A 16,495-nucleotide genomic window follows, 5' to 3' on the forward strand; every position below is an offset into this window, starting at 1 on the left:
TAGAGAGGTGGGCGATGAGAGGCTGGAGTTTTTTTGTTCTCTCATCCTGTTTTGACGGTGCATAAAATGACTTGCGAGAGTGCATATCTCTATGATGTGAGGAAGAAAGCCCTTCTTATTCACGGGTGATGCCACATATTGATTGTTTTTGACTTTTTTCTTCCATATTTTCTATAAATGCTATGGGTTAATCAATTTTGTTGGGGGCAATTATTGGGAGAATTTCATCATGAAAGCCCATTTAAAATTTTCACATCTTATTTTATGGTGTTGTATGCTGAGATCAGTAAAATAGTCAATTTTAGTGTTTTCATGGTGTGTGATACTGTTTTAATGGTGAACGAAAAACTGTTATTCTACGTTGGAAAACACACATCAACATCCGATCTTTATCGGAGGGAATTTGGGGGTAAACGGATTATTTCAGAACAGTGCTCTTCTCCATAGTATCCGTAATATTACTTCATTTGGACGATTCACGCGTGGATATAGGATAAAACTTCAATTGTTATGCATATATGCCAATGAGAGGATTTTATTGTAAAGAGATTAAGCTTTTTGCATTGTTCATCTCGTTCATGGGTTGTTTTGAAGAGGCAGAACTTTTTATGCAAGCAATAGCAAAATTATTTTTCATTCTATAAAAATGTGTTTTGCAACATGAAGTGTAGGTGTATTGTTCAGATCTTTAATAAAAGCAAAAAACTTGCATATTCTCGCACATACTTGATAGATTTTCATGGGAAATGTCAATGCATTAATATGCTCAATGGGGGAAGTTGATAAAATCATAGTTTCTAGAGGAACATTGCAACATGATTGAGGCATTGACGTTACAACGTATCGATTTGTCAAAATGATTTATTGTTCCTGTATGTTTGGGTGAGGGTGCTAAATTCAGCCATTTTGTTTTCTTGGGTTTAAAATCATAAGAATATTTTTTTGTAGGCTACCTAAGAGGAGTTTGTGTGGGGAATAAAGATCATTTGAGAAAAAACGAAATTGTTCCTTATCAATTGTCACCATGCAAAAGTGGCTACAAAAAGATTTTAAAGCTGGAAAATATGCATGGTGGTACTTGTTTTTTCCTTATAGAGAATCGATTTAAAAGTTTAAGGGGCAATTCTTACATATTAATTTGTAAAGAAGATAGCTCTTCGTTTGTCAAGAGAAAGATTTTCAGCAAAGTTTTGTAGTTTTAGCAAAGTCAATTTATAACATTGAAAACTGGTGTTATGTTTTATTTTCAAGACCTTTATTTATAATGATTATTTGTCGTTTTTCACCTTGAATCATAACCTCAAATACCCATAAGATTTTCTCATCTCAAACCTCTTTATGTTGAATCAATTTTATTCACGTGGTTTTACGCCATGAGCGGGGTTGGCATATGGGTAAAATGAGAAAGGAAAATGTCTCTCATGAACCGTCTTCATGCAAGGGCTGTCGCAACACCCATATGCTGGTAAATAGTATGATGGTGTCGGCTTGTACCTTCTTGTGTGAGAAGAGGGGAAGAGCAGCGTTGATGTTTTGCTGTGTTCTGTTTTGCACAAGCGTTAGACATTTTAAAAAGATTTGCGTATGAGAGCTTTTTTTGGGAAACACTGTTTTTTACTTTTTCATGAAGAACAAGAATCCATCATCATTTAAATGTAAATGCGTTTATAGCGGGGGCCTAGAGACGTCAGAATTTCATGAGGAATGGTGTTGGCATCTTGAGACACGTCTTCAAGGGTTTGGTGTGCTCCAATGAGTTCTACCCAATCGCCTCGTTGAGGCTTTTTATGGGCAAGGTCGGTAGCGTCAGCGATGAGAGAATCCATGGAAATGGATCCAACAATGGGTAGTTTGTATCCATTGAAATAAACAGAACCTTTATTAGAAAGAGCGCGCAACCAGCCATCTGCATAGCCCGTGGAAATGGTTATAAGAGTGCTTGGTCTGTTGGTTATAAAGCTTTCTCCATAACCGACGGGGATTCCAGCATCAACAGAGCGGCTTTGAATGACTTGCGCTTCAAGTTTTAACACAGATTTTAAGGATATTGGGTGTTTTTTGCAAGGACTAATTCCGTAAAGTGCAATGCCTGGGCGAACGAGATCAAAATAAAAATCTTGTCCAAGAAAAATACCTCCAGAGTTGGCAAACGAGGCTTTACAGGGAGGGAGTTGTGAAAGTGCAGTTTTGAAAGAGGCCAATTGTGCAGCATTAGACGGATGTGTGGCATCTTCTCCATTCGCAAGATGGCTTATGATATATTTTATATCCGCTTTTTCAAAAAGCGTAGGTTGTTTTATGAGTTGTTGTAATTCTTTTTGATCAAGTCCTAATCGGTTCATATTGGTGTCAATCTGAACAATTGCTGGGAGTTTTTTATTCTTTTTATGACAAAGTGTTTGCCAGCTTTCGATAGCATTCCAAGAGTTTAGAACAGGGATAATACCAGATTGTGCAACAAATTCTTCCATCATATATGGAAGTCCATTAAGAAGGGCAATCGTAACATTTGAAGGTAAAATCGATTTTAATTGAAGTGCTTCTTCGATTTGGGCTACAAAAAAACTACGACAACCAGATTGGTAAAGTGCAGGCGCAATTGTTTCAGCACCTAATCCATAAGCATTCGCTTTCACAACCGCTGAACATTCGCTTGGGGTAACATGTTGAGCCAAAGTTGTGTAATTTGCAACAATGGCACGCACATCAATGGTTGCTACAGCTGCATAAGGTGGTAAGGTGTTTGCTTCATCATGAACGGATTTTTGCATTTTGAGATCCTATCTTTTTTGGTGAGATATGAACTTCCCTTCGTTTGTTGCATATATGCTTCTATAATGGGAAGAAGATGCGAATATTGTTTATGATTTCCACAAGTTGGTGCTAAATACTGTGCTATGTTGGTAATCTTTTTGTATACATCGACTGATCTTTATACGATGAAGTGAATGTTTATACAATGAAGAGAATGGCTTTTTTTGTGCATTGTCGTAATATATAACGAATGGAAGCAATAGTTTTTTGTAAGCGTATGGTTGATGTCTCTATCATAAAGAAGACTTATCATTCTTGAAGTATATTGCTTAAAGAGTATCATACAAGCCAATCATGAAAATTTTTTGGTATTTCGGGATTTAGATTGAGATATTTTAAATGAAGCAGGAGGAAAACACATTCTTAACTCTATGCTGCTAAAGATGGTATTGGACCTGTTTTTCATCAGACGTTTTTATGCTTGCTTACTATGCTTTATGGTTTGTTTATTGAACTGTCTTTTATGCTAAAGCGTTCATTGAGTGGTTTATTTCTGAAGAGAAATATTGAGATAATTGCACAGACATTATATCACTTTTGAAATTTGAGTCTCTGTCGAATAAAGATAAGGAAGGGTTTTATGAATACGTCTGCCACAAAGGTTCAGTCAAACATCAGCAGCGTTGCATCAAATTTCCCAATTCCTGAAAATGTATTTGCGCTTACTGTTCAGGAAGTTTGTCACTACACAGACCGTTTGTTTAAATTTCGTCTGAATCGTCCGGAAAGCTTTCGTTTTCGTTCAGGTGAGTTTGTGATGATTGGTTTACCAAATGCAGAAAAGCCGGTTTATCGTGCTTATTCAATCGCAAGTCCGTTTTGGGATGAACAACTTGAGTTTTTTTCTATCAAAGTTCCAGGGGGGCCATTAACTGAGCACCTTCAAAAAATTAAAATTGGTGATACAGTTCTCATGCGTAAGAAATCTACGGGAACGTTGGTTCTTGATGCTCTTATTCCTGGAAAGCGTCTCTATCTTCTTTCAACAGGGACGGGGGTTGCGCCCTTTGCAAGTCTTGTTCGTGATCCGGAAACTTATGAAAAATTTTCAGAAGTGGTGCTTATTCAGACAACGCGTGAGCGAGATGAGCTTAACTATGCCAAAGAGCTTGTGACCTCTTTACAACAAGATCCACTTATTGGCGCATATGCACAACAATTGAAATTTTATCCTATGACCACGCGTGAAACTTCCGAGCATATGGGGCGCATTACAACTGTTATGGAAAGTAGTGCTTTTTTTGAGACAACAGGTTTACCGAGAATTTCTCCAGATGACGATCGCGTGATGATTTGTGGTTCCATGGCAATGTTGAAAGACTGTGCAAAGATGTGCGAATCTTTTGGGCTTGTTGAGGGGGCTAATAATGCACCTGCCTCTTATGTTGTAGAGCGCGCTTTTGTAGGGTGAGAGCACTGTTTTTTGTGGTTTGTGTGGAGAGTCTCTTTGATTTTGCAGGGCTTATTTACCGAGAAACTTTCGAGATGAAGGTCTTGTTATGATTTGTGGTTTTATGGTGGTTTGAAGGACTGTGCGAAAATGTGTGAGGCCTTCGGCTTTGTGGAGGATGCCAATAATGCGCTTATGTCTTATGTTGTAGAACGCGCTTTTGGGAGATGAGAGCACTGTTTTTTGTGGTTTGTGTGGAGAGTCTCTTTGATTTTGCAGGGCTTATTTACCGAGAAATTTTCGAGATGAAGGTCTTGTTATGATTTGTGGTTCCATGGCGATGTTGAAAGGCTGTACAAAGATGTGCGAATCTTTTGGGCTTGTTGATGATGTCAATAATAACACTCTATTGATTTATAAGGATAACCTTTCGTTATTCACTTATGAAACAGTGGACCGAATATTATAAAACTCTCTCATTTCAACCCCCTTGATGTTGAAGAAATTTTGTTCACTTGGCTTGTACGCCATAAGTGAGGTTAGCATGAGGGTAAAGACAAGAGAAGAAAAGAGGAAAAATACCCTTCATGAATTGTCTTTATGCAAGGGGTGTTACAACATTCTAGGCTCGTAAATATGCCTCACCATGAGGCGAGTAATATATTATGGGGAGCTGGTAAAGAGAAGAATGATAGTGTACTGGTTTGTCCTTTTATCAGAGTGAATATAGTGGTGCTTAGTGGCTTTATCGTTATACAATTCATTAAAACACCGCCGCGAAATGGGTTTGCGAGCATGAAGAGAAGTCTCTTTATAAATAAGCGCGTGAATGTGCAATACCCCGTGAATGTGTAACGCAATGTACCTACGTTCTATGTTGTTGAGTACGCTTTCGTTGGATAAAAACACTGCTTTTTTGCAGTTTTGGTGAAGAGTGGTCTTTGATTTTTAAAACGATAAGTTTCTCCCAGATTTCTTTTGATGAAGATCTTATGATGATTTGTGGTTCCATGATATTGAAAGGCTTTGCAAAGATGTTCGAGTCTTTTGGTTTGTTGAGGGGGGATGTGCCTTTCTGCGTCTTATGTTGTTTTTGTGGGGTGAGGAGATAATTGTGTTGCTGCATGGGCTAATGAATGGATAGCCTCCCAATCACCCGCTGTAATCAGTTTCGTGGGCGCTATCTAGGAACATCCAATGCAAAAAATGTTAGAAAGCTTAAGCCATTGTGCTGCGTTTTTTGGTGTTATGCCACCTGTTGGGCAAAACTGGATTTGAGAGAAAGGGGAAGCGAGGGCTTGAAGGAAGTGCATTCCTCCCGCTGTTTCCGCAAGAAAAAATTGCAAATATGAATAACCTTTATCCCATGCTTCCATTAACTCGCTTGGTGTTATTGCACCGGGGAGAAGAGGAATTTCACTGTTTTTTGCACAATCAATCAATCCGCTTGATAATCTAGGGTTTACGATAAATTTTGTACCGGCGCATTTAGCTTGTTCCTAGTGTGTTGTATTAAGAACTGTTCCTGCTCCAACAATTGCTTCAGGGACTTTTTGTAGAATTGCTTTCATTGCCTCATATGCAATTGGGGTTCGCAAGGTGATTTCAATTGTTTTTAGTCCACCTTTGACAAGAGTGCGTGCTAAGGGTATTGCACTTTCTAGATCGTCAATGCGCGAAACAGGTATGACGTTTTGTTCCTGGAGAAGCGATAAAAGCTGAGTTATTTTTTGGCACATGGAGTTTTTTCTCTTAAAAATGATGCTGATTAATATAGTTTGATTAAGCACAATATGTTAGAGAGTAAATGGATAAACCTTGAAATTGAATAAAACGCGCGTTATGGCAAGACTCATGGAAAAGAATTTTAAAGTTGCGGCACTTTATTGCTTTGCTGATTTGAAGCATTATCAACAATTACAAAAGCCTTTGCAGGATTTATGTCAAGAAAAGGGCATCAGGGGTACCCTGCTTTTGGCACAAGAAGGTATTAATGGAACTGTTGCTGGGTCTTGTGCTGCCATTGAAATATTGGTAGATTTTATTACAGCGGAGCCTGCATTTCAAACACCGGAAATTAAATATTCATGGGCGTCAAAAATGCCTTTTCATCGTATGAAAGTGCGGTTGAAAAAAGAGATTGTGACAATGGGCGTGGAAGGGATTGACCCGTTAAAGGTTGTTGGAACTTATGTCGATCCTGAGGATTGGAATGCCCTTATCCAAGATGAAGAAACAATTCTTATTGATACGCGCAATGATTATGAATATGCAATTGGCAGTTTTCAAGGAGCCGTTGATCCGAATATTAAAACATTTCGTGAATTTCCTGCATGGGTTCTCAAACATGAAGCTGATTTAAAAAAGAAAAAGAAAATTGCTATGTTTTGTACAGGCGGTATTCGGTGTGAAAAATCAACAGCTTTATGTGCGTGAACTTGGTTATGAGCAGGTTTACCATTTAAAAGGTGGGATTCTCAAATATTTGGAAATTGTTCCAAAAGAAGAAAGTTTATGGCAGGGCGAGTGCTTTGTTTTTGATGAGCGCGTTTCTGTAAAACATGGTCTTGAAGAATGTGGACGCGAATTATGCCGGGCATGCCGTTCTCCTCTTAATGCTGAAAGCAAATTATCACCTCATTATGAGGAAGGTGTTTCGTGTGATGCTTGTTATAATACACGTAGTGAAGAAGATCGGCAGCGCTTTCGTGAACGTCATAGGCAGTTTCAGTTAGCAAAATTGCGTGCAATACAATCTCATCAAGAAATGTAAAAATATTGTATTTTGACACTGGAAATTTTTGCTCTTTCTAAGAGAGAAAGCTTTCTATTCACGGGTTTGTTTTAAAAAACATTTCTTAGACGGTTCTCAGCTTATTTTGCGGTGGTGGTTGCGTGAATTGTATAACAATCACGTTTACTTACACACCACTATTTTTACTTACACAAGAGACAAGCCGGCACCATCATTCTTTTTGACCATCCCCCATATATTTACTCGCCTCATAGTGTTGCATATTTACGAGCTCATGAGATTACGACCGACTTTATGGGCATTACAGACTTTTCTGAGGGCGCTCTTGTGAGACCCAAATATTATTATATCCTCAAGTATAGAAACTGTAATAAATATAGCAAATATAATAAACACAAAAAGCAGGAGACTGTTTCACGTTCAATGCTTCCAAACTCCTGTAATAACAACTCTTGCATGAAAGCGATTCATGAGGGGTCTTTTCCCTCTTTTCTCATTTTACCCTCCTGCCAATACCGCTGAGAGTGTATGAGCCAAGTGAACAAAATTCCCTCAAGATCAAAGAGGTTTGAAAGTAAGAGAATTTTACGATATTCGGGATTGTATTTCATAAGTGCATAATGATAAATTATCCTTATGATTCAAGGTATTGTTGTGTGGATAAAAAGTGTTTTAATGGCAGGGAGTTATCGAGATTTTGGGTGTTAATAAAAGTTTAGTCGTTCACTTATAAAGTTCAATCATCATTGTTTTTTTGAAATAGGTCTCTTTTTAATCTTATTGCACTTGGTTTATTTTAAACATTCTTCATTCTTATTTTGTCAAAATGTTTCAATGGTTATTTTATGCTAGAATCGTTTTATGCTGTAATCGCGTGAAGGGAGAGGTGGTTTGAAGAGGCGTTTGAAAATAAAAATGCTATAAATACTCTATTTTCAGAGTGGAGAAAATCTGTGAAGGGATAGATAGAATGATGGGTATAGATTTGTGATCTTAGAGATATGGGAAAGGTGATACTGTAGATGCTACTCTTTCAGCATTTTTATGGTGAGAAGACCTGCATTAAGAATAAAGAGTCGCACCTTTTTGACGGGAAAATCAAAGCAAAAGATCTCTTTTAAAGCAATACTTATGTGTGATTAATATAATTGATTTATAAGAATCAATTTGTTGTTACTCATTTTGAATCACAAGACTGAATATCGTAAGATTCTCTTACTTTCAAACCTCTTTGATCTTGAGGAAATTTTGTTCACTTGGCTCATACACTCTCAGCGGTATTGGCAGGAGGGTAAAATGAGAAAAGAGGGAAAAGACCCCTCATGAACCGCTTTCATGCAAGAATTGTTATTACAGGAGTTTGGAAGCATTGAACGTGAAACAGCCTCCTGCTTTTTGTGTTTATTATATTTGCTATATTTATTACAGTTTCTATGCTTGAGGATATAATAATATTTGGGTCTCACAAGAGCTCCCTCAGAAAAGTGTGTACTGCCCATAAAGTCGGTGTAATCTCATGAGCTTGTAAATATGCGACACTATGAGGCGAGTAAATATATGGGGATGGTCAAAGAGAATGATGGTGCCGATTTTTCCCTTCATGGGCGTAAAGATGGTGGCGCTCAATGGCTTGGGCTTTATCTGTATATATTTTACCCATGCCATCGTGAAATGGGCTTGCGCGCTGTTTCTTTAAAACAAGCTCGTGAATGTGTAGTACGGTGGCGTTTTGTAGCGCAACGCATTGGTTTATAACGATAAATTATCGTTATCTATCTTGAATCATACCCCCGAATATTGTAAGATTCTCTCATCTCAAATCACTTCCTGTTGAATCAATTTTATTCACTTGGTTTTACACCATAAGCGGGATTAGCATGTGGATAAAAATTAGTAAGGAAAGGAGGAAAAATGCCTCTTATGAATCGTCTTAAGTGCCAAGGGCTGTCGCAACATTGGGTGCTGGTAAAGTGAATGATGGTGCAGGCTTGTACCTTCATAAGTGTGAAGATGGTGGCGCTTAATGGCTTTATCGTTCTACAATTCACGGACGACGCCGTGAAATGGGCTTAGGTTCCCTAAGACATGTCTCTTTAAAACAAGCGCGTGAACATGCAACACGGTGACGTTCTGTTTTACATGAGGGTCGTGATCCCATTAAAGAACGTGAGAAACAAAAGCGTGAGGCAATGCGTAATCTTCATTATCTCAAAGACATTGCTCTAGAGACTCTTGAAAGCCGTAAAGCTGAATTAAAGGATGATGGTAAGGAAGGCGATTGGTTTTCATCTTTACAACGTCATGTACTCCCTAAATTAGGCTGTCTTCCCATCTCAGAAATCACACAAACAGAGATACGCGATACACTTGCCCCCATATAGCATACAAAAGCTGGAACAGCAGAGAAAGCACTAAACCGTCTTAATCTTTGTTTCAAACATGCTGCTGCACTGGGGTTAGATGTTGATTTACAAGTCATAGCCAAAGCACGCGCTCTCTTAGCGCAACACACAATGATTGGAGGGATTGCGTGGGGAATACGGGGGATGAGGGGATTGTGGGGGAAGGGATGAAGGTTACAACCCTTTAAAATATTGCTTTTCGTGAAAAGAGAAAAGGCAACTTATCTCTTTGAGAAGAGTGTCGTTTTTTATATTGTCTTGTCTTTTAAAATTAAAAAATACTTAAAATCAAAAAAAATGATTGAAATGAGGAAAGATTCGCTTTATACGAAACTCTGCCCAAAGTCGCACGTGCCTGTGGGTGTCCGCTGGTGCTCAAATGGTGAGATTAACCGGTACGGTACCTGGAACTAACCGCTCCAGTCATTCTTACGGCCAATCGAAAGAGTGAGGACATCTTGAAGCAACGACGGTGCGGGCCTTTCTGGTGTCTTTCAGCTGTTCAAGTGCTGAAATAACTATAGAGGCACACCTCATTGCCTTCAGTGCGGAAGTGGTTTTCTCAATTCCAATCAAAAAGGCAGACAAAGTAGAACAACGCGGTTATTGCGCTGTTTTTTGGTTGCATACAATTTAAATTTCTTTCTGATGAATTATCAGAGTGGAGGTCTTTATTGTATGTGTTTTGTCCCTTTGCTTCTTGGCAGTTTTATACTGTCTTAAGCATAGAGTAGAGATTTTTTCTCTAGGAGGATTGGTAGATGGCAACGCAACGTATTCGCGATTTTCTTGCAACACATCGTTCTGAAGGTCCATGCTTAATTGTTGATCTTGATGTTGTTCGTGAAAATTATACAAATTTTGAAAAAGCACTTCCACAATCTCGTATTTTTTATGCGATAAAGGCAAATCCAGCTCCTGAGATTTTGAGGCTTCTTGCTTCTTTAGGGTCGTCTTTTGATGCAGCTTCTGTTGCGGAAATTGAAATGGCTTTAAAAGCTGGTGCAACGGGTAATCGCATTTCTTTTGGGAACACGATTAAAAAAGAGCGTGATATTGCGCTTGCATATGCACTTGGTATTTCGCTTTATGCGGTTGATTGTGTGGAAGAAGTAGAAAAAATTGCTCGCTCTGCTCCAGGGGCGCGTGTTTTTTGTCGGGTTCTTACCGATGGGAAAGGTGCAGAATGGCCATTGTCGCGTAAATTTGGTTGTGTTCCTGCTATGGCGGTTGATGTGTTACGTCGAGCACATCAATTGGGTTTGCAAGCTTATGGTGTTTCTTTTCATGTTGGTTCTCAGCAGACGGATCTTAACGCATGGGATCGTGCTGTATCCGATGCGGCGACCGTTTTTGCATGTTTAGAGCGAGAAGGAATTTCATTGAAATTGGTGAATTTGGGAGGAGGTTTTCCAACGCGTTATTTGAAAGATGTTCCTAGCGAACAAGCTTATGGGATAGCTGTCTTTGATTCATTGAAAAAATATTTTGGGAATCGTATTCCTGAGACAATTATTGAACCGGGGCGTGGAATGGTTGGCAATGCTGGTGTTATTCGCACAGAAGTTGTTCTTATCTCCAAAAAAGCCGACAATGATAATGTTCGATGGGTTTATCTTGATGTTGGAAAATTTAACGGTCTTGCTGAAACTATGGATGAAGCCATTCGCTATCCTATTGAAACACCGCATGACGATAAAGTCATGGAACCTTGCATTTTAGCAGGTCCAACATGTGATTCAGCAGATGTTCTTTATGAAAAGACACCTTATCTCTTACCTTTATCTCTTACGGTGGGGGATGAGCTGTTGATTCATGGAACGGGCGCTTACACGGTAACCTATGCATCTGTTGCCTTTAATGGTTTTGAACCTTTGCGATCTTATGTGATTTAATTTTTTTATGAGAACCAAAGGTATAGTGGGGGTGTGACAAAGATGAATATGATGCGTTTTCAAACAAAAGATGGTGCGTTTTTTACACTTGCATGTGAGCAAGAAGCAGATAAGTCATGCCGGGAGAAATTGCTTGATTTAACTCTAGGAAGAGGGCGTAAACGCAAGTCGTCGGAAGTTTTACGTCGTGGACGATTGGCTGCGTATGGGTTATCCTTTGTTGTCAAAAATACCCTTGGAGAACTTGTGGGGAGTGTGCGTCTTTGGCATGTTCGGTTTAAAAAAGGGAAGAATGGCGTACAGCATGCTTTGCTTTTGGGACCTTTGGCGGTTGCAGCGGAATGTTCTGGTATAGGAATAGGGTCTGTTCTTATGCGGCACGCAATTGAAACGGCAAAAAAATTAGGATATGGGGCTATTTTCCTTGTGGGTGATTGTGCATTTTATCAGCGTTTTGGTTTTTCAAACAGTTTAACCCAAAATTTGGCAATGCCCGGTCCTTATGAAAAACATCGTTTTCAAGCATTGGAACTGATCCCAGAATATCTTTCTTCTTGTCATGGCACTTTGCTTCCTAGTGGAGAACGCGAAGGCTTGAGTCGTTTTCAGCATCATCAGGTGGCATAAAGAGATTGTACATTTTCTCATAATTGTGCTTCCTTGTTTTCCAGTCGTCGCGTTCCAACAATGATAGTATTGGGGCGCGGGTCGTTTTCGTGCGTGACGTATTTTATACGAGGCAAAGTTTGAGGATAGCTTTATTGCAGAGTCTGCTTTTTTATGTGTGTTTTTTGATCTTTGATCTTGTCTATTGATTGAGGATTATGGTGTGTTGCATTGTTTTAAAGTGATTTTGAAAAAGTCATCGGTTTATCTTTTATCGAGACTGTTTATGGTATTTTTTCAGTTATAATTGTTTGAAAAAAGTCTTCATTGGCAACCAGGGTGCAAGGCGAAAAACACAGATATTATATTAAAATTTGTTTTAAAACAGGGATATAGCTCATAAATGATGACTTTGAAGAGATTGGATTTTCAGAAATTATAGATGCATTTATCCTTAAAGCCTCTCAGTCATTTGTATTTTGGAAAATGATGATCTGTCAGATAAGAAGTGCTTTGTTTAACTCTTTCTTTGGCAGAGTATTTTGCTCTTCTAAATGGAGGAATATGCGCTTTTAATCCATAGGTTCTTGTCCTGATAATGTGAGAGACATGCTTCATGTGTTTAACAGTTTTGCAGCCTGTCTAGGAGGAGGGGGAGAAAGTATTGATTGGTAATAAATTGAGCTATTTTTATAATGATATCGATAGATCAGAAGCTTGAGAATTTTGTGTATAATTCTTAAGGTATACTGAAAGAGTTATCCGTTGTGGATGAGGGGGCGCTGTGTTTAAAAGATCGTAGCTCCTCTCTTCTTTAGAATTTCATAAATAAAAAAATTGTGTATATAAGAAGTGCTTTGCATTGAACATAATAATGCTAACATCATATTTTCATTTTTTGTGATTAACGCTCGTCTCTTATTTTCATGTTTTTTTATTCTGTGATGCACAATCAAAAAAAATCGAAAAAACGGATATTTTATCTATACGGGCAGACATTTAAAAGAGTGCTCAAGTTAAGAAGAATGTTTTTGTTTGTGATTGTTGAAGATTGTAAAGGCATCCCGTTTATGATGAGCATTATTCTTCAAAACATGAAAAGTCTTTCGTATTTTCAAGATCTTTATTAGGAATCATCATGTCACATGGTGCGTTTATAAAAACGTTTTTTCTATTGACAGACAAAAAAAGTTGGAGGTAACGGAGAGATGTTCTTGATTAAGGAAAGATATTCTCTCACTTTGTATATTAAGTTTAATGTCCTGGAGAAGAATCGGTGGGTTTTGTGGTTTTCTTGAGAAAAATAGTTGTGAGTGCTAAAACGGTAAATATCACGGTTATTATAAGGAAAACATCGCTAAAAGCCATAACCGTTGCTTGTAGACGTACTATGTTAAAGAGTTGTGTAAGAGAAAGAGCATGGGGATCAAAAGTTATGGTTTTAAAGTACAAAGAAAGTTGTGAAAGCATTTCAGTTGCTTGGATATTTCCTGGGTGGATGGTTTCGGCGATTCGTGCATAATGCAGATCTGTACGTTTTGTGATAAGAGTGCTGATAATAGCAAGTCCTACGGCACCACCAAGGTTTCGTGTAAGATTAAAAAGCCCAGAGGCATTTTTTATTTTTTCCGGTGGGAGTAATCCAAGTGCAATATTAGATACAGGAATTATACATAACATCATAGAAAAACCACGGAAAATTTGAGGCCAAAAGAGCTCCCAAAAGTCCCAATTGTCTGTGATAGAGGTGGCCAGCCAGGTTCCATATGCAAAGCCAAAAAGTCCTATTGCCATCATTAAACGTGCATCGATTCGTGCGGAAAAGAAGCCGGCAAGGGGGGCGGTTAATAACATGGCAACCCCTGATATGAACAATGTTTCTCCAATTATGAGGGCATCATAATGGCGGATTTGGCCTAAATAGACAGGATAAAGATATGTGAGTCCATAAAGGCCTATTCCAAGCATAAAAGAAAAAACTGAGGCGGCTGAAAAATTAAAATTGGCAAAAGCTGAAAGATCAACAATGGGCTCTTTAGCCGTAAAAGCGCGCCAGAAGAATAAGCCAGCGGTTATGATCATAATAATGAATAAGCTTAGAATCAGATTGTCGTTTAGCCAGTCATGACGTGCACCTTCCTCGAGAAGGTACTCCAAAGTCCCTAGAAAAATAGCCATGGAAATGAGTCCTAACCAATCAAATTTCGCCATTAAAGAGAGATCAGCTTTATCAAAATGAATGAGCTTCCAAGTGAGCATTGAAATAACAGCTCCGAAAGGCACATTGATGAGAAAAAGCCAATGCCATGAGGCGATATGACAGAGGTACCCACCCACTGTTGGGCCAATGGTGGGTGCTAACGTTGCAATCAGTCCAACAACAGGAACAACAATTGGACGTTTGGAAGGAGGAAAAAGGACATAGGAGGCAACAAAAACGCTTGGAATAATTCCTCCACCAATAAAACCTTGGAGTGCGCGATACACAATCATTTCATTGATAGATGTTGAGGTTGCACAAAGAATAGAGGTAATCGTAAAACCAACAGCTGATAGGCTAAAGAAAATGCGTGTTGAAAGCAATCGTGCTAAGAATCCAGAAAGGGGAAGCATGATGACTTCAGCAATGAGATAGGAAGTTTGAACCCATGAAATTTCTTCAGAATTTGCTGAAAGACCAGCCTGAATTTCAGTTAAAGAGGAAGAAACGATTTGGATATCCAAAATAGCCATAAACATGCCGAAAGCCATAGCAATGAAAGCTACGATTTTTCGGGGATCTATGTGTTCTTCGGATTGTGTAGGTTTTTGTGTCGGAGATGTCATAATGAGATCATTTTCTTTATAAGGGTTTTTTATCTTGTGACTTTGTCCGTGTATCAATTTCCACAGCAACACTCATTCCTGCTCGGATATGTCCGGTTTTTAAGACTTTTTCTGGAATAGAAATGCGTACGGGGATACGTTGGACAATTTTCGTGAAGTTGCCGGTGGCATTTTGTGGAGGAAGGAGAGAAAAGACAGCGCCTGTTGCAGGTGCAATAGAAAGCACAGTTCCTGTAAACATATCTTTCTTTAAGGCATCAACAGTAATATAAGCTGGTTGTCCAGCGTGAATGTTTTGTAACTGTGTTTCTTTATAGTTTGCTTCAATATAAAGAGCATGAATGGGAACGAGTGCTGCAAGGCGCTGACCATTGACAACAAAATCCCCCTTTTTTGCTGTTAAATTTCCGACAACTCCATCGAATGGAGCCCGTATAATGGTTGAATCAAGGTCACGTTGTGCTTTATCACGTGTGAGTTCTAAACTCTTTGTTTGGCTTTCTGTTTCACTTCGTTGCGCTTCTAACACTTGGATATTTGCATGTGCTGCGGTTATTTGTGCTTCTGCACGTTTCACATTGGCAATCGCTTGTTCATAAGTTGATTTAGCACTATCAACTTCAGATTGAGTGGCATAGCGATCCGCTCTCAATTCTGTGGTGCGTTCTAATGTTAGTTTTGCATTTGTTGCTATGGCTGAAGCAGCAGTTTTTTGTGCTTTTGCATCATCTAAAGCACTGTGGGCTGCGATAATTTGTGCTTCAATACGGAGAAGAGTTTTTTTTTGTGTATTGAGATGGGCTTTTGTTTGATCCAAGGCTATTTGATAATCACCATTATCTAAACGGAATAAGACATCACCTTTTTTTACAATTTGATTGGCTTTAACAGGAACCTTTTCAATATATCCAGTTAATTTAGGCGCAATTGCTGCGATATCTCCTTGTACATAGGCATCATCAGTAGAAATCATATAACGCCAATATGTTAACCACCTATAGCTAAATAAAATGACACAAAGGGCGAGGATAATAAGAAGAATGTTGATCATTCTTTTTTTATTGAAGTATTTTTTTGTTGAAACAATTGTCTCAGTTGTGGACATGATTTTACACTTTCAATTCTGTGTTTAATGAGCAAAACAAGTGCACTTTTAGCAGTAGAGAGCAGAGAGCGATATATATTTAAGCGCGCTAGGAGCTTTTCAAGCAATATTCTAAGGGGCAACGCATAACACTAAATATATCAACTTGCAAGTATAAATATATTACTTTTTTGCACACTTTTTACAAACACCTCGTACTTCTAAAATACTTCTTTGTGCTTGGAAGTCTACTTCTTGAACCATTTTTTGAAGGCTGAAGACAATAGCTTGGTTTTGTATTTCATTGACCTTGCCACAGTTTTCACAAATTGTGAAAGTTGTCAGTTCGTGTTGACAATTTTCAGGATGTAAGCAGGCCATAAAAGCATTGACACTTTCAAGACGGTGAATACACTTTAATTGTACAAGTTTTTCTAATGCACGATAAACTTGGAGAGGTGCACGAAATCCTTCTTCGCGTAAGTTATCAAGAATAGCATAAGCACTTAAAGGTTTTTTTGCATTCTTTAAAGTATTCAAAACCAATCTTTGGTTCCGCGTAAGTTTAGATGACATTGACACCTTCCTTTTACTCACTCAAAGCATAAAGCCTACATGTTCTTTATGCAATGGTGATTGCAGAAGATTATAGAGCAATGATAAAATAATGAACTCTCTTCTCCAAAATTAAATTGTCTGCAGTGTTTTTTCACGATTTTATTT

Annotated in this window: 8 protein-coding genes and 4 pseudogenes; 7 read left to right on the forward strand and 5 right to left on the reverse strand. The window is 38.5% G+C overall.

Features of this window, described 5'->3' with window-relative positions:
* Positions 1–1,649 precede the first annotated feature (1,649 nt).
* Entirely contained in the window at positions 1,650–2,771 is a 1,122-nt protein-coding gene (gene alr, locus BN67_RS09795) for an alanine racemase (RefSeq protein ID WP_019223919.1), read from the reverse strand.
* A gap of 623 nt (positions 2,772–3,394) precedes the next feature.
* Here alr and BN67_RS09800 point away from each other — a divergent pair.
* Both BN67_RS09800 and BN67_RS15040 read left to right on the forward strand, forming a co-directional pair.
* Positions 3,395–4,225: a ferredoxin--NADP reductase gene (locus BN67_RS09800; protein WP_019223920.1), complete on the forward strand. Its 831-nt coding sequence runs from the start codon at positions 3,395–3,397 to the stop codon at positions 4,223–4,225.
* 265 nt (positions 4,226–4,490) lie between these two features.
* A pseudogene (locus tag BN67_RS15040) lies at positions 4,491–4,673 on the forward strand (hypothetical protein); the annotation flags it as partial.
* Between the two features lie 613 nt (positions 4,674–5,286).
* Here the strand turns inward: BN67_RS15040 and eda are convergent.
* Positions 5,287–5,943, reverse strand: a pseudogene (eda, locus tag BN67_RS12975) (bifunctional 4-hydroxy-2-oxoglutarate aldolase/2-dehydro-3-deoxy-phosphogluconate aldolase).
* A 115-nt stretch (positions 5,944–6,058) separates the two neighbouring features.
* Between eda and trhO the strand changes: the two are divergent.
* From trhO to BN67_RS09840, 5 genes and pseudogenes are all read left to right on the forward strand, one after another.
* Positions 6,059–6,977 (forward strand): annotated as a pseudogene (trhO, locus tag BN67_RS12980) (oxygen-dependent tRNA uridine(34) hydroxylase TrhO).
* 1,539 nt (positions 6,978–8,516) lie between these two features.
* A complete protein-coding gene (locus BN67_RS09820) occupies positions 8,517–8,714 on the forward strand; it encodes a hypothetical protein (RefSeq protein ID WP_019223925.1) in 198 nt (65 codons plus the stop codon).
* A 156-nt stretch (positions 8,715–8,870) separates the two neighbouring features.
* Positions 8,871–9,466: pseudogene (locus BN67_RS14530) on the forward strand (tyrosine-type recombinase/integrase); the annotation flags it as partial.
* A 656-nt stretch (positions 9,467–10,122) separates the two neighbouring features.
* On the forward strand, positions 10,123–11,256 hold the full coding sequence (locus BN67_RS09835) for a type III PLP-dependent enzyme (RefSeq protein ID WP_019223928.1): 1,134 nt from the start codon (positions 10,123–10,125) through the stop codon (positions 11,254–11,256).
* Between the two features lie 42 nt (positions 11,257–11,298).
* Positions 11,299–11,883 (forward strand): GNAT family N-acetyltransferase, encoded by a 585-nt coding sequence (locus BN67_RS09840; RefSeq protein WP_019223929.1) that lies wholly within the window; start codon positions 11,299–11,301, stop codon positions 11,881–11,883.
* 1,233 nt (positions 11,884–13,116) lie between these two features.
* Here the strand turns inward: BN67_RS09840 and BN67_RS09850 are convergent.
* The 3 genes from BN67_RS09850 to BN67_RS09860 form a co-directional block, all read right to left on the reverse strand.
* On the reverse strand, positions 13,117–14,688 hold the full coding sequence (locus BN67_RS09850) for a DHA2 family efflux MFS transporter permease subunit (RefSeq protein ID WP_019223931.1): 1,572 nt from the start codon (positions 14,686–14,688) through the stop codon (positions 13,117–13,119).
* Between the two features lie 16 nt (positions 14,689–14,704).
* Positions 14,705–15,793 (reverse strand): HlyD family secretion protein, encoded by a 1,089-nt coding sequence (locus BN67_RS09855; protein ID WP_019223932.1) that lies wholly within the window; start codon positions 15,791–15,793, stop codon positions 14,705–14,707.
* A 162-nt stretch (positions 15,794–15,955) separates the two neighbouring features.
* Positions 15,956–16,348 (reverse strand): Fur family transcriptional regulator, encoded by a 393-nt coding sequence (locus tag BN67_RS09860; protein ID WP_019223933.1) that lies wholly within the window; start codon positions 16,346–16,348, stop codon positions 15,956–15,958.
* Positions 16,349–16,495: the final 147 nt, after the last annotated feature.

The sequence above is a fragment of the Bartonella rattaustraliani AUST/NH4 genome, assembly GCF_000312565.1.
In the GTDB taxonomy this organism is placed as follows: domain Bacteria; phylum Pseudomonadota; class Alphaproteobacteria; order Rhizobiales; family Rhizobiaceae; genus Bartonella; species Bartonella rattaustraliani.